This window comes from Streptomyces sp. iso_384, from assembly GCF_056172905.1.
The window spans coordinates 4206334-4224941 of record NZ_JBWBTT010000001.1 but is presented as its reverse complement, the minus strand read 5'-3'; the positions used below and the strand labels follow the sequence as shown (position 1 = coordinate 4224941).

General features: G+C 71.8%; 16 protein-coding genes and 5 pseudogenes. 7 read left to right on the top strand and 14 right to left on the bottom strand.

Going from position 1 to position 18608, the window contains the following annotated elements:
* Nucleotides 1-15: 15 nt before the first annotated feature.
* Both AC0VY3_RS18880 and AC0VY3_RS18875 read right to left on the bottom strand, forming a co-directional pair.
* Complete coding sequence (locus tag AC0VY3_RS18880; RefSeq protein ID WP_475550102.1) at nt 16-621, bottom strand: TetR/AcrR family transcriptional regulator; 606 nt, start codon at nt 619-621, stop codon at nt 16-18.
* A gap of 111 nt (nt 622-732) precedes the next feature.
* On the bottom strand, nt 733-1242 hold the full coding sequence (locus AC0VY3_RS18875) for a MarR family winged helix-turn-helix transcriptional regulator (protein ID WP_103508490.1): 510 nt from the start codon (nt 1240-1242) through the stop codon (nt 733-735).
* Nucleotides 1243-1370: 128 nt separating this feature from the next.
* On the opposite strand from AC0VY3_RS18875, the gene AC0VY3_RS18870 reads away from it, so the two are divergent.
* The gene (locus tag AC0VY3_RS18870; RefSeq protein ID WP_103508489.1) at nt 1371-1796 is read left to right on the top strand and encodes a Rid family hydrolase; all 426 of its coding nucleotides are present in this window, start codon (nt 1371-1373) and stop codon (nt 1794-1796) included.
* A 74-nt stretch (nt 1797-1870) separates the two neighbouring features.
* Here the strand turns inward: AC0VY3_RS18870 and AC0VY3_RS18865 are convergent, their stop codons facing one another.
* The 5 genes from AC0VY3_RS18865 to AC0VY3_RS18845 form a co-directional block, all read right to left on the bottom strand.
* The gene (locus AC0VY3_RS18865; RefSeq protein WP_103508488.1) at nt 1871-2530 is read right to left on the bottom strand and encodes an MSMEG_1061 family FMN-dependent PPOX-type flavoprotein; all 660 of its coding nucleotides are present in this window, start codon (nt 2528-2530) and stop codon (nt 1871-1873) included.
* Between the two features lie 94 nt (nt 2531-2624).
* Nucleotides 2625-3008 carry a VOC family protein gene (locus AC0VY3_RS18860; RefSeq protein WP_103508487.1) on the bottom strand — a complete coding sequence of 128 codons (384 nt, stop codon included), beginning with the start codon at nt 3006-3008 and terminating at the stop codon, nt 2625-2627.
* A 99-nt stretch (nt 3009-3107) separates the two neighbouring features.
* Nucleotides 3108-4328, bottom strand: coding sequence for a metallophosphoesterase (locus AC0VY3_RS18855; RefSeq protein WP_475550101.1), 1221 nt, complete (start codon nt 4326-4328; stop codon nt 3108-3110).
* Nucleotides 4325-5896 (bottom strand): sensor histidine kinase, encoded by a 1572-nt coding sequence (locus AC0VY3_RS18850; protein WP_475550100.1) that lies wholly within the window; start codon nt 5894-5896, stop codon nt 4325-4327. The genes AC0VY3_RS18855 and AC0VY3_RS18850 overlap by 4 nt, the downstream gene beginning before the upstream one ends.
* Nucleotides 5883-6563 carry a response regulator transcription factor gene (locus AC0VY3_RS18845; RefSeq protein ID WP_103508484.1) on the bottom strand — a complete coding sequence of 227 codons (681 nt, stop codon included), beginning with the start codon at nt 6561-6563 and terminating at the stop codon, nt 5883-5885. The genes AC0VY3_RS18850 and AC0VY3_RS18845 overlap by 14 nt, the downstream gene beginning before the upstream one ends.
* 125 nt (nt 6564-6688) lie before the next feature.
* Between AC0VY3_RS18845 and AC0VY3_RS18840 the strand changes: the two genes are divergently transcribed.
* Entirely contained in the window at nt 6689-8203 is a 1515-nt protein-coding gene (locus AC0VY3_RS18840; RefSeq protein ID WP_475550099.1) for a glycosyltransferase family 39 protein, read from the top strand.
* Nucleotides 8204-8362: 159 nt separating this feature from the next.
* Nucleotides 8363-9196, top strand: coding sequence for a PIG-L family deacetylase (locus tag AC0VY3_RS18835; protein WP_103508482.1), 834 nt, complete (start codon nt 8363-8365; stop codon nt 9194-9196).
* 51 nt (nt 9197-9247) lie between these two features.
* Here the strand turns inward: AC0VY3_RS18835 and AC0VY3_RS18830 are convergent.
* The 3 pseudogenes from AC0VY3_RS18830 to AC0VY3_RS18820 all read right to left on the bottom strand — a co-directional run.
* Nucleotides 9248-9566 (bottom strand): annotated as a pseudogene (locus AC0VY3_RS18830) (NAD(P)H-dependent oxidoreductase); the annotation flags it as partial.
* A 1-nt stretch (nt 9567) separates the two neighbouring features.
* Nucleotides 9568-9882, bottom strand: a pseudogene (locus tag AC0VY3_RS18825) (LLM class flavin-dependent oxidoreductase); the annotation flags it as partial.
* 3 nt (nt 9883-9885) lie between these two features.
* Nucleotides 9886-10001: pseudogene (locus AC0VY3_RS18820) on the bottom strand (transcriptional regulator); the annotation flags it as partial.
* 87 nt (nt 10002-10088) lie between these two features.
* Between AC0VY3_RS18820 and AC0VY3_RS18815 the strand changes: the two are divergent.
* Nucleotides 10089-10304 (top strand): annotated as a pseudogene (locus AC0VY3_RS18815) (cupin domain-containing protein); the annotation flags it as partial.
* 407 nt (nt 10305-10711) lie between these two features.
* The gene (locus tag AC0VY3_RS18810; protein WP_475550098.1) at nt 10712-11602 is read left to right on the top strand and encodes a S1 family peptidase; all 891 of its coding nucleotides are present in this window, start codon (nt 10712-10714) and stop codon (nt 11600-11602) included.
* Between the two features lie 350 nt (nt 11603-11952).
* On the opposite strand, the pseudogene AC0VY3_RS18805 reads toward AC0VY3_RS18810, so the two are convergent.
* Nucleotides 11953-15088 (bottom strand): annotated as a pseudogene (locus tag AC0VY3_RS18805) (discoidin domain-containing protein).
* A 194-nt stretch (nt 15089-15282) separates the two neighbouring features.
* Between AC0VY3_RS18805 and AC0VY3_RS18800 the strand changes: the two are divergent.
* Nucleotides 15283-15984, top strand: coding sequence for an aspartate/glutamate racemase family protein (locus AC0VY3_RS18800; RefSeq protein WP_475550097.1), 702 nt, complete (start codon nt 15283-15285; stop codon nt 15982-15984).
* Nucleotides 15985-16166: 182 nt separating this feature from the next.
* On the opposite strand, the gene AC0VY3_RS18795 is transcribed toward AC0VY3_RS18800, so the two are convergent.
* Nucleotides 16167-16529 (bottom strand): hypothetical protein, encoded by a 363-nt coding sequence (locus AC0VY3_RS18795; RefSeq protein ID WP_475551798.1) that lies wholly within the window; start codon nt 16527-16529, stop codon nt 16167-16169.
* Between AC0VY3_RS18795 and AC0VY3_RS18790 the strand changes: the two genes are divergently transcribed.
* Nucleotides 16428-16823: a hypothetical protein gene (locus AC0VY3_RS18790; protein ID WP_475551703.1), complete on the top strand. Its 396-nt coding sequence runs from the start codon at nt 16428-16430 to the stop codon at nt 16821-16823. The genes AC0VY3_RS18795 and AC0VY3_RS18790 overlap by 102 nt on opposite strands.
* Here AC0VY3_RS18790 and AC0VY3_RS18785 read toward each other — a convergent pair.
* The gene (locus tag AC0VY3_RS18785; protein WP_475551702.1) at nt 16757-17716 is read right to left on the bottom strand and encodes a glycoside hydrolase family 43 protein; all 960 of its coding nucleotides are present in this window, start codon (nt 17714-17716) and stop codon (nt 16757-16759) included. The two genes, AC0VY3_RS18790 and AC0VY3_RS18785, sit on opposite strands and share 67 nt — an antisense overlap.
* A gap of 480 nt (nt 17717-18196) precedes the next feature.
* Nucleotides 18197-18553 carry a winged helix-turn-helix transcriptional regulator gene (locus AC0VY3_RS18780; protein ID WP_475550096.1) on the bottom strand — a complete coding sequence of 119 codons (357 nt, stop codon included), beginning with the start codon at nt 18551-18553 and terminating at the stop codon, nt 18197-18199.
* Nucleotides 18554-18608 lie beyond the last annotated feature (55 nt).

Genomic DNA, 18608 nt, shown 5'->3' with positions numbered 1-18608 from the left:
CAGCGACGGCGCTGGTCAGGGGCCCGCGCCCGCGCAGCGCAGGGCCAGGGCGGTGAGGCGGTCGACGAGCCGGTCGGTGTCCTGCGCGGCCGAGGTGCTCAGGGGGTACACGAGGACCTCGCCGATGGCGCCGGTGAGCGCGGCGGCGGTGATCTCCGCGTCCTGGCCGGGCAGCAGCTCCGCGGAGATCCCCTCGTCGATCACCGTGGCGAACAGCGCACGGTAGCGGCGCCGGAAGGCGAGACGCTCCGCGCCGACCGCCGGTTCGGCGGGCGCCGCGAGCAGCGCGTACGCCAGGCCGGGGTTCTCCAGGGCGCGGCGGGCGAACACCTCCACCCCCAGGCGCAGCCGCCCGACCGGGTCGCCGTCGCCCTCCAGCACCTCACCCAGCACGTCCACCTCGCGCTGCGCGGCGCGCCGGAACACCTCCACGGCGAGCGCGGACTTGGACGCGAAGTGCTGGTAGACGGAGCCGGCGGCGATCCCGGCGGCGTCGGCGACAGCCGTCACGGAGGCCTGCGCCCAGCCGACGTCCGCCACGACCTCGGTGGCGCGGACGACGAGATGTTCCCGGGCGGCTTCGAGGCGACGCACCTCGGCCGGTGTCTTGCGGTAGGCCATGAAAGAAGTGAACCATCATTCAGAGCTTCCCGCCATGCCCGGTCCCGGCGGCGGTCGCCGACCGTCACCGCGCGCTCGCCCTCCGACGGGCCCCGGTTGCGCTCCTGCCGGTCAGCCGAAGTCGTCCGGGACGATGCGCAGCTTCTCGGCGATGCGGACGAGGGCCTTCTGGTCGGTCGTGCCGAGCGAGTCGAGGACGGTGCGGCGTACGGCGCGCAGGTGGGTGGGTGCTGCCAGGCGCACGATGTCGAAACCGGCGTCGGTGAGTTCGGCGAGGGTGTACCGGCCGTCGGCGGGGTCCGGGGTCCGCGCGACCCAGCCACGCTGTTCGCAGCGCTTGATGACGTTGGACAGTCGGGAGAGCGACCCGCTGGCGAGAAAGGCGAGCTCGCCCATCCGCAGTTTGCGCCCCGGCGCCTCGGAGAGATGGCTGAGTACGAGGTACTCGAACAGGGTGAGGCCGTGCTCCTGCCGCAGCGGCGACTCCAGCTTGCCGGGCAGCAGCAGGACCAGGGAGATCAGCCCCGTCCACGCCGCCTTCTCCTGCTCGTCGAGCCACCGCAGCTCCTCGTCGTCCTCGTGCCCGGCCGTACCGCTCATGGGCCCTCCCGTGCTGCTCATGGACCTTTCCATCCCTCCGGCGAAGCCCGCCATCACTTTGCGCTTGAAGTCATTGCCTGCTAGCTTCACTTTACGCGTGAAGTCATATGAGGGGAAACGCGTCCCCACGGTCAGGAAGAGGGATCATCATGAGCACCGTCACCTTCGGCATCGTTCCGGGCTACGGCGAGAAGCTGCACGCGGCCCTCGGCTACAGCGGGGCCGTCCGCGTCGACGACCGGGTCGAGATCTCCGGCCAGGCCGGCGTGGACGACGACCTGAACATCCCCGACTCGCTGGAGGACGAGATCATCCAGGCCTTCGACAACGTGGAGCGCACGCTCGCCACGGTCGGCGCCACCTGGAAGGACGTCATCCACGTCAACTCGTACCACAAGGTCGCACCGGGGGATGACGTCATCGGCGACGACCACAACGCGGTCATGGCGGAGCAGTTCCGCCGTCGCCTGGACGGCCGCGCGCCGATCTGGACCGAGACCGGAGTGACGGTCCTCGGCCTCGCGGCCATGCGCGTGGAGATCCGCGTCACCGCCGTCGTCGGCTCGGGGAACTGAACCGCGACGCTTCGTGGCCGGCTCGGTGAGCACGACCTCGACGGTCGGCCATTCGGCGATCGTCGGCCGGCCCGCTACTCGTACCGGTACTTCAGCGAATCCGCCTCCGTCCGCTCGATGTCGGCGATCGTCAGCTCCGGGTTCCGCAGCTGGGTCAACGTCACCTCGGCCGAGGTCGGCTGGGCGTCCGCCGGCAGCCACTGCTCCGGCTTCCACGCCGCGCTGCGCAGCAGCGACTTGGGGCAGTGCGGGTAGACCTCCTCGATGCCCAGGACCAGAGCACTGGCCGGCGGCTTGCCCACGGCGGTCAGCTGGGACAGCAGCTCCGGCCGGGTGGAGACACAGGCCCGGCCGTTCACCCTGAGTGTCGTGGTGCGCCCCGGGATGACGAACAACAGCCCGGCCCGTCCGGTGGCGATGACGTTCTGCAGGGTGTCCAGACGCTTGTTGCCGGTCGCGTCCGGTATCGCCACCGTCCGTGCGTCCAGGACGGAGACGAACCCGGCAGGCCCGCCCCGCGGGGAGACGTCACAGTTGCCCTCGGCGTCCGCGCTGGCGACCAGGACCAGTGACGAGCATCCGATCAACTGCCGGGTCTGATCGGTGAGCTCGGTCGTCTGCTTGCGCAACGCCGCGTCTCTGGGGAGCTCGTAGGCGCGCCGCAGTGTCTCCTGGTCGGATACGGCGTCGAGACGGAGGGAGTCGAAGGCGGTGCCGGTAAGGGGTGGTGTCATGCCTCGACCCTAATAGGCCGGGCTGTCCGCCCTTCCGGTGCTCCGGTGTCCTGATCGGTTGACCGAGGCCGAGGCCGAGGGCGGCACGTGAGCGTCAGGAATTCATGGCCGCACGGTCGGACTCGCTGCGCAGAACGCAGAATTCGTTTCCTTCGGGATCAGCGAGAATCGCCCAGCCCGAGCCGTCGGGATTTCGGTGATCGGCGACGAAGGCCGCCCCGAGCTCCAGCAGCCTCTCCACCTCCCGGTCACGCGTGGTGTCGGGGCGCAGGCACAGATGGATCCGGTTCTTGACCGTCTTGGCCTCGGGCACCTGGTTGAAGTGCAGCACCGGTCCCTCCGCCAGCAGCACCTGGGCCTCCCGGCTGCCCGGCCCGTCCTCCGGATGCAGCGGACGACCTGTCACACCGCTCCAGAACCGCGCCAGCTCGTAGGCGTTCGCACAGTCGATGGCCACGTTCTGCAGTACCGAGATCATGCGCGCGAGCCTCCCCGATCCCCACGCCGGACGCAACCGGGTCGGACCCTCCGCGACACTCCCGGATCAGCCGAGCGGAGGTGCCGGTCCCGCCCGAAGTCACGGCGCGGCGGGCGGATGGGGCGAGCGCAGCACGAGCAGGGTGATCTCGCTGGGGGCGAAGACACGGAACGGCGGGCCCCAGAAGCCGGTGCCGCGACTGGTGTAGAGGAGGGTGCGGGCCCCGTGGCGGCTGAGGCCGGCAAGGGCAGGCTGGTCGATGCGGACCAGGTGATGGAAGGGCCAGATCTGGCCGCCGTGGGTATGACCGGACAGCTGGAGGTCGATGCCGTCGGCTGCCGCCCGGTCGACGAACTTGGGCTGGTGCGCCAGGAGCAGTACGGGCAGGTCGGGGTCGGCGCCGCTCAGGGCCCCGGCGAGGTGGGCGCCATGGCCTGCCAGACCGGAGGACTCGGCGGTGACGTCGTCGACGCCGGCGACCACCAGGGTGTCGCCTCCGCGTTCGAGCAGCAGATGCCGGTTGCGCAGCGGCTCCCAGCCCAGCTCGCCCATCAGATCGACCCAGCCCTGGGCCTCGCTGTAGTACTCGTGGTTGCCGGTGACGTACACACGGGCCCGGGTGGCCCGCACGGTGCCGAGCGGGACGGCCTGGGCGCGGCGGCGTTCGGCCGTGCCGTCCGCGATGTCGCCGGTGTGGCAGACCAGGTCGGCTTCCAGCGTGTTCACCGTCTCGCACACCCGCGCCGACCACCGAGCCCGATCGAGCGGGCCGTAGTGGGTGTCGGTGATCAGGACGACGCGGAGGCCGTCCAACCCGGCGCCCAGGCGCGGGAGTCGCACATCGAGTCGGCGCACACGTGGTACGCGGCGGGCCTCGGCGTACCCCCAGGCGAGCAGGGCGGCGGACACACCGAGGACGGCCCAGGTGACGATGCGGGCCCGGTCCTGGCTCTCGCCGACTCCGGCCACGGTCAGGACGAGCCGCAGGAGGACCCCGAGCAGAACGGACCAGGTGAACAGCGTCCAGACGGCGCCCAGCAGGGTGTCACCGATGATCGCCGCCGCGTCCTGCTGACGCCGGCCGTGGCCGCGCGCCATCGCGAGCGGCATGCCGACAAGGCCGAGGACGAACAAAGCGGTGCCGGCCAGGGTGACGGCCGTCGGCCAGTGCTGGCCGCCGCACAGGAGCACCCAGCAGGGCACGGTCCAGAGCAGGACGGGGGCGATCAGGGGGATGTAGCGCATCAGGCGGCGCAGTCGGTTCTGCCGCGACGCGTCCGCTTCCCCCTCGGCGGGCTGAGTGTCGCTTGTGTCGGTCACCGTTCGCCTGTCCCCTCCTCGGCCGGGCTCACGTCTGGCGCACTGTATCCGGTCGTCCCAGGACCGGTGTCCACGGGGGAGTCCGGCCGCCGGTGGGCCGGAAGGCGTAGCCGGAAGCACGCTCCGCGGTCCGAGGGGACGAGGTCGAGGGTGCCCCGGTGGCGATGGGCGAGTTCGCGGGCGATGGCGAGGCCCAGGCCGGTGCCCCCATGGTCACGGGAGCGGGCGTCGTCACGACGGACGAAGCGTTCGAAGATGCGCTCGGCGTCCTCGGCGGGCACGCCCGGCCCGTCGTCGTGCACGGACAGGACGACCTGCTCGTCCTGGTTCCGGACGGTGACCCGGACGCGACTCGCGGCGTGGCGCGCGGCGTTGTCGACGAGGTTGCGCAGCAGCCGCTCGTAGTCGTCGGGGCTGCCGTGCACGTATGCGGTCGCGGTGCCGTCCGCGGTGAGCGTCACCGGTCGGTCCGGCGGTTCGTACTCCTCGACGAGCCGGGAGACGAGGGCGGCCAGGTCGATGGGGGGACCGCTGTCGGTCGTCGGTGCGTGGGCGTCGAGGCGGGCGAGGAGCAGCAGATCCTCGGCGAGGGTCTGAAGGCGTCCGGTCTGTCGTGCGGCGGTGGCGACCGCCCTGGGCCAGTCGGTGCGTTCCGGATAGGCGAGCGCCACTTCCAGACTGGCCAGCAGGGTGGTGAGAGGGCTGCGCAGTTCGTGTGCGGCGTCCGCGACGAAGCGTCTTTGCCGGGCGGCGGCCTCGTCGAGGCGTTGCAGGGTGGTGTTGATGGTGGTGGCCAGGGCGGCGATCTCGTGCCCCGTGGCGGGCACGGTGACGCGCTCTCTGGGGTCGTTCGCGGTGACCGAGGCGGTGATGACGCGGATCGCTTCGACCGGCCGCAGCGCGACGCGTACGGTGAAGTAGGTGACGGCGGAGATCAGCACGAGGCTGACCAGTCCGGCCCGCAGCAGCAGGAGGTCCATGTTGTCGGTGATCGCCTCGGCCGTGTGGGGGAGTACCACCACATGGACCCGCAGTGTGGCATCCGCGCCGACTCCCAGGGCGGCGGCCTCGGCGCTGTCCAGTTCACCGGCCCAGATGTCGGTGAAGAGAACCGGGTAGGTGCGGCCGGCCATGTCGAAGCTGCCCGCCGGTTCGTCGTCGTGGCGCTCCGGAATACGCATGTCGATCGTCGTGTAGTACCAGCCCGGACCGGTGTCAGCAGGTTCGGAGAGCGTGGGCGGGGCGGGCAGCACAGGGCGGGCGCCCGGGGCGAAGACGTCCATTCCTCCACCGGAGGCGACAGCCGTGCTGCGGCCGGTCGCGACGACCTCGTACGGAACGGCGCTTCTACGGCTGGGAACAACGCCTTCACGCAGTTGGTCGGCGAGAGCGAGGAGCGGGTCGCGAGACTGGTCCTGGGCGATCTGCGTGCTCTGGCGGTAGACGTCGTGGTGCAGCCACCAGCCGATGGCGACCAGGATGACGGCGGCGGTCGAGGCGACGACCAGGGCGGTACGGGCGCGCACCGACCGGGGCCACCAGCGGCGTCGCGGCTCAGCCGTGTTCACGGTCGTCGACCAGACGGTAGCCGATGCCTCGCACGGTCTGCAGGGACTGCCGGCGGAACGCGGCGTCCACCTTCTTGCGCAGAACGCTGACGCGCGCCTCCACCAGATTCGGGTCCAGGGCGTCATCGGGCCACGCGTGATACAGCAGATCCGCTTTGGAGACCGCCTGGCCCGCCCGGCGGGCCAGCAGCTCCAGTACGGAGAACTCCCTGGGGGTGAGGTCCACCCGCGCCCCGGCCCGGCGGCAGACCCGGGCGGCGACATCCAGCGAGAGGTCGCCCACGGCGAGGACGGGCGGGGCGACGGAGGCGGCTCGCCTGACCAGGGCCCGCAGCCGTGCGACCAGCACCGGGTACGAGAAGGGCTTGGCCAGGAAGTCATCGGCACCCGTGTCCAGGGCCTCCGCCTGGTCCCACTCCCCGTCCTTGGCGGTGAGCACCAGGATCGGGGTCGCGTTGCCCTCGCGGCGCAGCTGGGCGCAGACCTTGTAGCCGTTGAGGCCGGGCAGCATCAGGTCCAGGACGACCACGGCGTACTCGCCGCTCCTGGCCATCCACAGCCCGTGCCGGCCGTCATGGGCGAGATCGACGCTGTAGCCCTCGGCGGTCAGACCGGTGTGCAGGGTCCGGGCAAGGTCCACCTCGTCTTCGACCACCAGGATGCGCATGCCGTGCAGCCTCGCACAGGGCCGGCAGCGGTTCCTGATCGGCCGGTCAGGTCGGGTCAGCAACCGGTCAACCGGGCCCGGGCACGCTGGCGACGTGTCCACGCCGCCGAAAGGTCCCGCCGACGATGTCCCTCGATGTACGTGCCCCCGCCGTCGCCACCACCCGGACGGTTCCGTCCCGGCCGCCCACCGCCAGGGCGCCCTCCACCCCGGCCAAGGCCCTGGTCGTCATCGCCCCCGCGACACTGACCGCCGCCCTCGGCGCGTGGGGTGTCCGCAGACAGAACACGATGTGGGGTGACGAGGCCGTCACCTACCAGCTCGCACACCGCGAGCTGTCCCAGATCTGGAGCACGGCCCAGCACGTCGACCTGGTCCACGCCCTGTACTACGCCGTGATGCGGGTGATCTTCGACCTGTTCGGTTCCGGCCTGCTGTCCCTGCGGCTGCCGTCCGTGCTGGCCATGTCCGCCGCGGCGAGCGGAGTCGGACTTCTCGGGCTGCGCCTGGCGGGGCCCCGCGTCGGAACGCTGGCCGGGCTGGTGTTCCCGCTCCTTCCCCAGGTGCAGAAATACGCGCAGGAGGGCCGGTCCTACGCGATGGTGTGCGCACTGATCGCCTGGGCGACCTATGTCCTGGCGGTCGACGTTCCGCGGCGCGCCCGGTGGTGGTGGGCGGTGTACGGCTTCACCATGCTCCTGGCGTGCCTGCTCCACGAGTTCGCGGTCCTGGCCCTGGCCGCACACGGCGTCACGCTGATCGTCTCCCGCCCTCCGAAAGGGGTGCTGAGGGCGTGGAGTGTCACCGCTGCCGGTGTGGTGATCGGACTGCTGCCGCTGGCAGTCGTCAGCGCGGGGCAGTCGGAGCAGGTGTCCTGGATCGGCGGACCGGTGCGCCCCGACCACCTGCTGGTCGCGATGGTCGTCGGGGTGGCGTGCGCGCGAGCGTCGCCGCGCAGTCAGGGCCCCGTGAGCGTTGCCGCGCTGGCCGTGCCGATGCTCGTGCTTCCGGGTGTTCTGCTGCTGACCGCCTCGCTGGTCAAGCCGCTCTTCGTCGACCGGTACGTCCTTTTCAGCAACATCGGGATCGCCCTGTTGCTGGGCGCCTGGCTGGACCACGTCCGCCGACTGCCGTGCTGGTCCCCGACCGTGTACGTCGCGGCGGTCGCGGCCCTGGTCGCGCTCGTACCGGTGAGCCTTTCACTGCGGACTCCCCAGAGCCGGAGCAACGACGCCACCGCCGTCGGCGCCGCCGTCCGCGAAGCAGGCCGGCCCGGCGACGGCCTGCTCTATCTCTCCGGCCGGCAACGGATGCTGACCGCCGCCGTCCCCGAGGACACCCGCCTCCTGGTGGATCTCGCCCTGGCACAGGACCCCGTGGCATCGAACACGCTCGCAGGTGTCGAGCTCGCCGCCCCCGAGATCGCGGCACGCATGAGGGAGTTCGACCGGATCATCGTGGTGCGGGCAGTGGGGGTGCACGCACCGGGCAACCCCCAGGAGGAAGCGAAGGAAGCCACCCTGCGGCGACACTTCCGCGTACACGGAACAGCCGAGGTGAACGGCGCTCGGGTATCCGTCCATGTCCGAGAAGAAGGCTCCTCCCGTCCCGTGCGCCGATCCGGCCGACGGTCTCCCTGACCCGGCCGGGCGGAGGGCCCGGCACGCGACGACTTAGGGTCACAGGTATGACGCCGCTCCTTGCCGACAGTGCCTTCGACCCGCCGCCGTCCGGGCCCGCGCTCGCGGTACGGCTGCCGCGCACTCGGACCACGACGTATTTCCACGGAGGACTGTGTCATGACTGACCGGCCGTTGACCCTCATGGCAGTGCACGCCCACCCGGACGACGAGGCCACCAGCACCGGAGGGGTCCTGGCGCAGTACGCGGCGGAAGGCATCCGCACGGTGCTGGTGACCTGTACCGACGGTGGTTGCGGTGACGGTCCGGGAGGTGTGAAGCCGGGCGAGCCCGGGCACGATCCGGCGGCCGTCGCCCGCATGCGGCGCAAGGAGCTGGAGGCGAGCTGCGAGGTCCTCGGGATCGGCGACCTGGAGATGCTGGACTACGCCGACTCCGGGATGACGGGCTGGCCCGGCAACGACGCCCCCGGCTCCTTCTGGCAGACCCCCGTGGAGGAGGGCGCCGCGCGGCTGGCCGAACTCATGCGCCACTACCGACCTGATGTCGTCGTCACCTATGACGAGAACGGCTTCTACGGCCATCCCGACCACATCCAGGCCAACCGCATCACGATGGCGGCACTGGAGCTGACCGGACTGACACCGAAGGTGTACTGGACGACGGCGCCGCGCTCGATGATGCAGCGCTTCGGCGAGGCCATGCGGGAGTTCGGCGGGGACCTGCCGGAGCCGGACCCCGCCGAGGCCGCCGCGCTGGCCGGGATTGGGCTCCCGGACGACGAGATCACGACCTGGGTGGACACCACCGCCTTCAGCGGCCGGAAGTTCGACGCGCTGGCCGCGCACGCCAGCCAGGGCGAGAACATCTTCTTCCTCAAGATGGGCAAGGAGAGGTTCGGCGCGTTCATGGGCATGGAAACCTTCGTCCGGGTCAGGGACACCACCGGCGCGCCCGTACCCGAGAACGATCTCTTCGCCGGACTGCGCTGACCACGTCCTCCGGCCCGGTGCGCGAGTGGGCCCCCGTCCGTCCGCCGTGGTTCAGGCGCTCGGTGCCAGTACCGCCGTGCGGTCCCGGAGAACGGCGGAGAACCGGTCGGTGACCTCGGCGAGCGCCTTCGACGCCGCGCCTGCCGCGAGGCTCACGGCCCCGTCCTCGCCGACGGTGATGTCCTTGCCGAGCGTGAACCAGCCCGGTACGACGTGGGCCGCGTCCATCGAGGTGAGCACCGGGCGCAACGCGCAGTCGATGGCGAGCACATGGGCCGTGCTGCCGCCGGTGGCGAGCGGCAGCACGGCCTTGCCGGTCAGCGCGTACTGCGGCAGCAGGTCGAGCTGCGTCGAGCAGCCCCGAGTGGGCGCCGGAACGCCTTCGCGCCCTCGGCCACCCGGCGCAGCGTCAGCTTCTCCTCGCGGGCCTGCTCGATGATCTTCGCGGCTCCGGTGCGGCCGCCCTTCTCGGCGAGGTGGGCGACCTCGGGGAAGGGGGCGTCCAGGTCGTGGACGCTGAAGTCGTGCGCGCCGGACGAGTGGCCGAGGAGGGCGAGGTTGCGCTCGAAGTCGTCGTCCTCCTCGAAGGTCTCCCGCTCGCGCCGCCGGGCCGCCTCGCCGGTGGCTGCGACGATCGGTCCGCCGTGGATGAGGACCTTGATGTGCTCGGGGTCGCGGCCGTGGGCCAACCGGAAGGGAATCTCCTGCGAGGAGGCGATGGCTTCGAAGGTGAGCGGACGGCCAGGTTCACGGGCGAGCTCCAGGAGGGGCCCGCGCTCCAGTCCGCCTTCGCGGAGACATGCATGCCGCTCATCGCGCGCGAAGGGGCGCCCGGAGGCTCGGACTCGGCCGGTTCCTCCTCCGTCGGGCGGCACAGATGCCAGTACCACTGCCGCAGTTCGTGTTTCTGGACGGCTCGGGCGACGAGCCCGAGGAGGTACGGCTGCGCACCGGCCCCGGTGACGACATCTTCGTACCGCCCTTCGTGCCGCACCGCGAGGAGAACCCCGACCCGTCCGAGGCGGCCGTGGCCGTCATCGCCCGGTCGACCCAGGAGGCGATCGTGGTGAATCTGCCGGGCCCGTACGCGCTTCCGGCATCGGAAGCCGGGCGGGGCGCCCGACCGACGGAACGCCCGGTCGGAAGGCCTGCCTCGGCGGATGGGAGAAGTCCCGCCGCTCTGTTGCCCAGGCGGCGGCGAGGGCTTCCGGGGAGAGCCGGTCGGCGGTTCCCGTGATGGTTCCCGTCCGGCGGGTCGTCCCGCGTCCCCACCGATCGTTTTCCGTCATCCCGGTACCTCAGCAGGCCACCAATACACCCGTTTGACGGTGTCTGGATCTCGCCGGATGGCTGGTTGTCGGCCAGCCCCACCCTCGGGGGGCTTGTGCGCGGGTGCAGGTCTGATCAGCATGGAACAACGTTGTCAGGGACATGGCAGCCCCATCGTCTTCCTGGTGACGTGTCATGGGCGTCGACCCAACGCCCCTAGTTCCCCCCACGATCTGGAGGACTACAGTGCGACTCTCTCACCCCCACGGCAGTTCGAGACGAGCACGACTCATCGCCGGGGCAACCGGCCTCGCCGCCGCCGCGGCGCTTGCCATCCCCGCCGCCACCGCATCCGCCCAGCCGGCCCCGAAGGCGTTCAGCGCCACCGAGCTCAGCCGGACGGCCGACTCCGTGCGTGCCGCCGACGTCGGCGGCACCGCCTGGTATGTCGATGCCGAGTCGGGCAAGGTCGTCGTCACCGTCGACAGCACGGTCAGCAAGGCAGAGATCGCCAAGATCGAGAACGAGGCCGGCGCGAACGGCGACGCCCTCGTGGTCAAGCACACCCCCGGTAAGTTCTCCAAGCTCATCGCGGGCGGCGAGGCCATCACCACCGGCGGAGCCCGGTGCTCCCTGGGCTTCAACGTGCAGGACGGCGCGGGCACCAAGTTCGCCCTGACCGCCGGCCACTGCACCAACATCGGCAGCTCGTGGTCCATCGGCACCACCACCGGGTCCAGCTTCCCCGGCAACGACTACGGCATCATCCGGCACTCCGACCCCGGCGCGGCCGACGGCCGTGTCTACCTCTACAACGGCGGCTACCAGGAGATCACCGGCGCCGGGAACCCCTCGGTCGGCCAGTCCGTCCAGCGCAGCGGCAGCACCACCGGCCTGCACGGCGGCTCGGTCACCGGACTCAACGCCACCGTCAACTACGGTGCCGACGGCATCGTCTCCGGTCTGATCCAGACCAACGTCTGCGCCGAGCCCGGCGACAGCGGCGGCGCGCTCTTCTCCGGGAGCACCGCACTCGGCCTCACCTCCGGCGGCAGCGGCAACTGCTCCTCCGGCGGCACCACGTTCTTCCAGCCCGTCACCGAGGCGCTCAGTGCCTACGGTGTGAGCATCATCTGATTCCCGCGCCCAGCAGGGTCATTCGCCATCGGCCCTGATGACTGTCCCCGCCTGGTTCGCCGGCGGGGACAGTCTGCGTTCCGCAGGCCTCCAAGTCATCCGGCACGATCCACGGTGACGACGACCGCAAGGGCTCGGCCGCCATGCCAGGTCCGCCGTGCGCGCGGACCTGGCGGGCAAAGACCCGAGTGCGCCCAGTACGTGGGCCTGGGGCTGCTCGGCACCCCGGCCCGCCCCACCGCCACGCGGGGTAACGACCGACGTGCCAGTGGCACCGGTCCGCCCACGTGATCAGCGTGCCAGTGGCACCGGTCCGCCCATGCGATCAGCGTGCCGGTGGGCCCGGTCCGTCAGCGGACCGACAGCCGTACGAGACCACCGCGCCCCTCCGGGGTGCCCGACACCCGCAGCGCCACATAGCGCGGGGAGCCCGTCGCCCGCAGACTTCGCACCCGGCCATGGCCGGTGAGCGCCCCCGCCCGGCGGTAGCGGATCCCGTCGTCACTGAATTCCACGGACAGGCCCGGGACCCGCCCGGCCGACCACTCGGCCTCCACCCGGCCCACCGCGCGCCGCGCCCCGAGGTCCACGACCAGGCGGCCGTCGCGTCCCGGCCGCCACACCGTGTCCGGGTCACCGTCGACGGCCGCCGACGGCTCCGACATCCCCGTCGGCAGCGGTGCGTTCGGGAAGACGGTCCGGCCCAGGGCGAGGTCCGTCGTCGGATACGCCTGTGCTCCGCGCACCGTGACCTCCGTACCCCGGCCCGGCCGCACCACCGCCACCGTGCTGTGCCCCTGTGCCTCGACCCGCACCCGGCAGACCGGTCCGGCCAGCCGCACCGTGGCGGCGTCCACGACCTCCACCCGCAGCCCGTTCGGCAGCGACCGCCCCGACAGGGGGACCAGCGTGAACCGGGGCGGCAGCAGCAGCGCCGAGGCCGCCTCCAGCCGCGCCTCGTACCGCAGCCCGTCCCGGGTCACCACCTGCTCGCCCTCGTAGACCTCCCGGCGGCGGCCCTCCCGCACCAGGGCGACCGGGGTGCGCACCGCCCGGTCCGACAGGTTGAACAGGCTCAGGTGTCCGTCCGTCACCGCCGCCCGCACCTTCTCGTCCCCGGCCGCGGGCACCGGCCGGCGGGCGAGTTCGCGCAGGCCGGCGGCGGACACCCCGCAGTGGCCCTCCACGAGCAGCGGTCCCGTACCGCCGCCCTCCGCCAGGACGACCGTGTCCCCGTACACCGCCAGCGGACCCCGCCCGCCGCGTACGACCAGGCCCGCGCGGCCGTCCACGTCCAGCCACCCGCCTTCGCTGCGCAGCGCCGGCACGGGCCCGCTCGCCAGGTCCGTCCACCGCTCGCCGTCGTCCGAGCCCTGCACCAGGTAGCTCCGGCCCGCCGCGCTCTCCCAGCGCAGGGTGACCCGGTCCAGGGCGCGGGGCTCCCCGAGGTCCACGGCGAGCCAGCTGTCGGGGCGCGGCCGGTCGGCGATGGAGACCGCCCAGCGGGTCGTGCCGTCCCCGTCCACCGCCAGCTCGGGTCCCCGGCCCGGCGTGTACGAGGACGCGGTGGCCCCCCCCGCCGCGTGCGAGGTCGGGCCCGTCCGACCCGTCCCGGGCCTCCACGGCGAACAGCGAGTAGCCGTACGCCGGATCGGGTGTCACGCCCTGGACCCGCAGGTGTCGGACCGTCGTACGGTCGAAGGACAGCTCGTCGACCCGGCCCGTCGAGCCGCCGGAGGAGTCCCGGGACGCGACCGTGGCCGACCCCTCGGCGAAGCGGTAGGTCCGCCTGCCGTCCAGCCCCGCCACGCCCGGCATGGTGAGGTTGTGCACCTCCAGCCGGCCGCCCGCGGTGTCCGGGCCGTCGGCGGCGTGGACGACCGCGCCGGTGGGCAGCGTGGTGAAGCCCGCGAAGCCTTCCTTCAGTCGCAGCAGCGTCGCGCTCCCGTCGAAGCCGTCGCGCAGCCGGGTGTGCGTGCGCACCGAGCGGCCGGTGACCTCCACGGCGGTCGAGGGCAGGAACATCGGTGTGGCACCGCTGATCCGGAACAGCCAGTCGTCGTGGCCCGGCTGCCACGCGAACTTCACGAACTTCGGCTTGGACACCGCGCCCGCCCAGGCGGCGGGGGACTGGTGCGAGACCAGGCCGGGCCCCTCCCCGAAATCGGTCACTCCGGAGGCGTACGCGAACAGCTCCCGCTGCGACAGCGGCACGACCGGCCGGCCCGCCCCGGGCCACACGTGCAGCAGGTAGCTGATGGCCAGTTCGGCGCGGGCCTCCGGCTCGTACTTCGGCTCACCGGAGAACTTCGCCAGCCGGTGCTCCGGCGGATACGCCTGGTACGCCTCCAGCCGCGCCGCGAGCTCCACTTCGGCGCGGGCCGCCGCCCGGTCGCCCATCACCCGGGACAGGAATGCCAGCGGGATGACATCCCGGCCGTAGAGGTGCTCGCGGTCGTTGACCATCGGCATCAGCGGCTCACCCGCGTCCGACATCACCCCCAGCAGGGTCCGCCACAGCGGCGCGGCGTTCGGCTGCCGGGTCAGCACCTCGGGCAGCGGCTCCCCGGCGGCCAGGAAGTGTGCCGCGTTCCGCCCCGAGGTCCGCCACAGCTCCGCCTGGTAGTGCGGGCCGAAGGAGCCGTGATTCTCGACGATGAACGTGTCGTAGACGTTCCGTGCGGTGTTCCGGGCCACCGGGACGCCGTCCACGCGGGCCGGGTTGGCCAGGTCGGCCTCCGGCAGCCCGGCCTCGTTGCGCGACCAGGTGCCGTAGTCGGCCGCCCACGAGGCCCGGCGGCGGTCGTCCGGGGCCCAGGCCAGTGCGGGGGCCAGTGCCTGGGCGTAGATGCCCATCTCCTCCAGCTTGGTGTCACCGACGTGGCCGCCCGTCAGCCCGTTCGGCGTCCAGGACCCGGAGGCCGGGTCGTCGCCGGTGCCCAGGGCATGCGTGTACGCGGCCTGCTCCCGGACGATGGTGTCCACCAGGGAGCGGGTCCGCGCGTCCAGCTCGTCCCAGAGCAGCCGGGCGGCCAGCACGAAGTACGACTGGAACGTGGTGTCGAAGAACAGGGTGCGGCCCCACTGGGTGCCGCCGGTCAGCCGGTTGGAGGCGGCGAAGTGCCGCAGCGTCGCCAGCGTCCGCCGCTTGAGCGTGTCCCGGTCCACCCCGGCCAGCTCCGCGTCGTAGCTGCCACGTGTCAGCAGGACGGCGTGGCCGAGGACCACCGCGAACCCGAAGAACTTGTCCGTATAGATGCCACGGGCCTCGTCCCACTGCGTCTCGGACCAGCGGGTGTGCCGCAGCAGCACCCGGTAGTACGTGGCGGCGACATCGTCCTCCGCGCCGCTCCCGCCGGTCCCGGCGAGCGGGGACGCGGCCGCCGACGGCGGACCCGCGCTCAGCTGCAGTGCGGTCACGGCTCCGGACGCGCCGAGGATCTGGAGCAGCCGACGGCGGCCGAGGGGAAGGGAGGTCGGGCCCACGGTGGTTCTCCTCTGGGGGTGTGCGCGGCGGTCGTCGGACGGCTGAGGGGGAACAGCCGTACGATGAAGTCGCGGTGGACAACGTTGTCAACGGGTTGAGGGCCACCCTTTGCCGCCCCGGTATGTTCCGTCAAGGGAAAACGCACGATTGCACGGGACGATGACGGAACGACGGACCGAGGAGGGACGCGGCAGTGAGGACGATCGGGCTCATCGGCGGCATGAGCTGGGAGTCGACGGCGGAGTACTACCGGCTGATCAACGAGTACACCCGGGACCGGCTGGGTGGGCTGCACTCGGCGCGGTGCGTGCTCTACTCGGTCGACTTCGCCGAGATCGAGCGGCTCCAGACGGAGGGGCGCTGGCAGGAGGCCGGCGAGGTTCTGGCCGATGCAGCCCGCGCGGTGCAGAGCGCCGGGGCCGACATGGTGCTGATCTGCACCAACACCATGCACAAGGTGGCCGACGCGGTGGCGTCGGCCGTCTCGGTTCCGCTGGTGCACCTCGCCGACGCCACGGCGGACGCGGTCCGCGCGGCGGGGATGCGGAAGGTGGGCCTGCTCGGCACGGCGTTCACCATGGAGCAGGACTTCTACCGGGGCCGGCTGCGGGACCGGGGGCTGGACGTACGCGTCCCGGACGCGGCGGGCCGGGCCCTGGTGCACGAGGTGATCTACGGCGAACTGTGCCTGGGCGAGGTGCGCGCCGAATCCCGTGAGGCGTACCGGCAGATCATCCGGGGTCTGGTGGCGGACGGGGCGGAGGGCGTGATCCTCGGCTGCACGGAGATCGAACTGCTCGTCGGTCCCGAGGACAGTCCGGTGCCGGTCTTCCCCACGGCCCGGCTGCACGCCCTGGCGGCGGTGGACGCGGCCCTGTCCGGGGGCGGCGAGTAGGGGCCTAACGGATCGGGCCTGGCGTGGATCGGGCCCGGCGTGGATCGGGCCCGGCTTCAGGGACAGGCGCTGACCTTGTCGTCCATGGGGCGGCCGAGATGGCGGGCCGGCCGGCGAGGCACGTTCAGATCCAGTTGCCCCGGCCGAACGATGCGATGCAGGCCCGCCGAACGGCTTCCCAGTCACGACCGCTGCGATGTCGGCGGCCGGGATCTCCCAGCCGTCGCGCAGGTCGTCGGCGGACGCGGCGAGAGGGGAGTGTGCTGATCGACGACGTCGCCGCCGTCCGCGAGGCCACCGCGCATCTCGTGGCGCTGGGCCGCGGCAGGATCGGGGCGATCGGCAAGGGCGAGTTCGACCCGCCAGGCGGACTCACGGCCGTGCGCGCGCTGCTCGAACTGCCCGCGGCCGCCCGGCCCGACGCTGTCTTCCGCTTCAGCGACGTGCTCGCCTTCGGAGCCCGCGGAGTGCTGTACGAAGCGGACCTCGACGTTCCCGAAGACGTGGCGCCGGCGGGCGTGGACGGTTCGGACGAGGCGCTCCACGCGACGTGTTCGCTCACCTCCGTGGCCGCCCGGCAAGGCGGTCATCGCCGCGTTGGCCGTCGACTGCCTGGCTGCCCGGACCGGCGCCGAGGGCCCCGTGCCGGACGAAGTCCGCACCGCACCGCACCGGCTGGAGGTACGGAATTCCACGGACGGGGTGCGACGGCCTCGGCCCGGGTAGCGGCGGCTCCCTTCCGCGACGGGCGGGGCGGTCGCCCCGCTCCTGTCTACTCGAAGAACTTCAGGCTGTGGCCCACGTCGGTCGTGCTCCCGGGAACGTTGGCGCGCCGGTAGGTGGTGTTGCTCCACCAGACCGCCGTGCCGGAGTACCAGTAGCGGTTGGACCAGGAGTACGGGGTGCCCTTGGCGACCGCGTGGTAGAGGGTGGGGAAGCGATTTCCGGACGGCGGAGCGGCGTTGACGTCACCCCGGGGCAGGATGAACGAGTGGTGGCCGGGGCCGTTGACGTTCACCGTCGGGGTCCAGCCGGACATCATGGACGGCGCGTGCGAGCCGAAGAGGCAGCCGTTGCTCTTGTACCAGTCCCAGACGTACGTGGGGTCGCCGCCCGCCCGCAGCCGCAGGTCGGCGATGCAGTACTTGTCACTCCAGCTGCCGTTCGCGGAGTAGACGACGTGCAGTCGCCCGGAAGGGTCGACGACCGGCTGGGGCGCCTCGTTGATGTACGGGTTGCCCACGACCCGCTCCCAGGGCTCACGCGGCTGCGAGATGACGTACCGGCCGCCGGTGGCCGCGGTGGGGCTGCTCATCCGGGCGATGTAGAGGTTCTGCTCGACGTTGGCGTCGCCGGACCAGCCCGACCACACGAACCAGCGCTGCCCGTTGTAGGTGAAGGGGACCCCGTCGATGGCCCACTTGTCAGCGGGCAGGGACACCTTGACGGCCGCCGAGTATCCGGACGTCGGATCGGCGGAGCCGATGTGGTACATCCGGTGGGCCGCGCCGCGGCCGGCGGCGAAGTAGATCCGGTACTGGCCGTCGTGGTGCACGATCTCCGGCGCCCATACCTCGCCCAGACCGGCGCTGTCCCGCCACACCTGGTGCTTGGGGGCGGTGGCCACGGCCTCCGGGGTGGCGGCTGTGCGCACCGCGATCCCGCCGTCCACGGCCTTGGCCGATACGTACAGGTCACCCACCTTGATGACGGTCGGGTCCGCCCCGCCCACCAGGGAGCGGCCCAGCGCGGAAGGCTGATCAGCCACGGTCGCCGCCGTCTTCGCCGCTCCGTTGTCCGTCTCCTGGGCGCGCCGAGCGGTGGCCCGGTCGTCCGGTTGGGCGGCGGTGGCGGCCTGCCCGAGCGCGAGGAGGCCGACGAGCCCCAGAGGAACGGCACCGGCGAGCCAACGGGCAGAGCGCATCAGTTCTCCTCGTGTGCATGACATAGTGAGAGCGCTCTCAACCGTTCCGCCGGCGGGGAGCCCTGTCAAGGGGGGCGGGGTTTCATACGCATGAACGGCTGGGCCTGACGGGGCAGGCAGGCCACCGCTTGAAGTCGTGGCGGGTCGGCATGCTGCTGCCCGGTACTTCACCGGGCGCCGTGGAGTGCGAAGGCGCGTACGGGCGCAAAGGCGTCTTCGGGAAGGGCCCGGCGGGTTGGCGGCACTCACCCCGTTACCCCGAGCCGGACGGCGGTATGAATGCGCGGACTAGGCGATCTCGTCGATGTTGTCTTCCACCCAGATCCGCAGTTGTGCCAGCGGCTGAGCCACGCTGCGGCCCAAGCCGGTGAGCTCGTACTCGACGTGGAGCGGCACGGCCGGGTAGATGGTCCTCTCGACGAAGCCCCTCTTCTCCAGGCGGCGGAGCGTGGAGGTGAGGACCTTGGAACTGATGCCTTCCAGTCGGCGCTGCAGGGCGCCGAACCGCTGTGGCCCCTCTTCCATCGCGCCGATCGCGAGGGCCGACCACTTGTTGGCCAGCAGGTCGAGCACGTCACGGCATGGACACTGGGCTGCATAGACGTCGTGATGGTCGTGGCGTTCGGTTGCGCATGTCGTCACCATCGGGATGGGGTTCCTTCCGCCGCTCACCTGGTAACTTCCCTTTGGGAAGTAGGCT

Excerpts from the sequence above, each read along its gene's own strand:
- AC0VY3_RS18835 (WP_103508482.1), top strand. The coding sequence starts at position 8,363 with ATGACTGACCGGCCGTTGACCCTCATGGCAGTGCACGCCCACCCGGAC.
- AC0VY3_RS18880 (WP_475550102.1), bottom strand. The coding sequence starts at position 621 with ATGGCCTACCGCAAGACACCGGCCGAGGTGCGTCGCCTCGAAGCCGCC.
- AC0VY3_RS18845 (WP_103508484.1), bottom strand. The coding sequence starts at position 6,563 with ATGCGCATCCTGGTGGTCGAAGACGAGGTGGACCTTGCCCGGACCCTG.
- AC0VY3_RS18780 (WP_475550096.1), bottom strand. The coding sequence starts at position 18,553 with ATGGTGACGACATGCGCAACCGAACGCCACGACCATCACGACGTCTAT.
- AC0VY3_RS18875 (WP_103508490.1), bottom strand. The coding sequence starts at position 1,242 with ATGAGCAGCACGGGAGGGCCCATGAGCGGTACGGCCGGGCACGAGGAC.
- AC0VY3_RS18870 (WP_103508489.1), top strand. The coding sequence starts at position 1,371 with ATGAGCACCGTCACCTTCGGCATCGTTCCGGGCTACGGCGAGAAGCTG.
- AC0VY3_RS18840 (WP_475550099.1), top strand. The coding sequence starts at position 6,689 with ATGTCCCTCGATGTACGTGCCCCCGCCGTCGCCACCACCCGGACGGTT.
- AC0VY3_RS18865 (WP_103508488.1), bottom strand. The coding sequence starts at position 2,530 with ATGACACCACCCCTTACCGGCACCGCCTTCGACTCCCTCCGTCTCGAC.
- AC0VY3_RS18860 (WP_103508487.1), bottom strand. The coding sequence starts at position 3,008 with ATGATCTCGGTACTGCAGAACGTGGCCATCGACTGTGCGAACGCCTAC.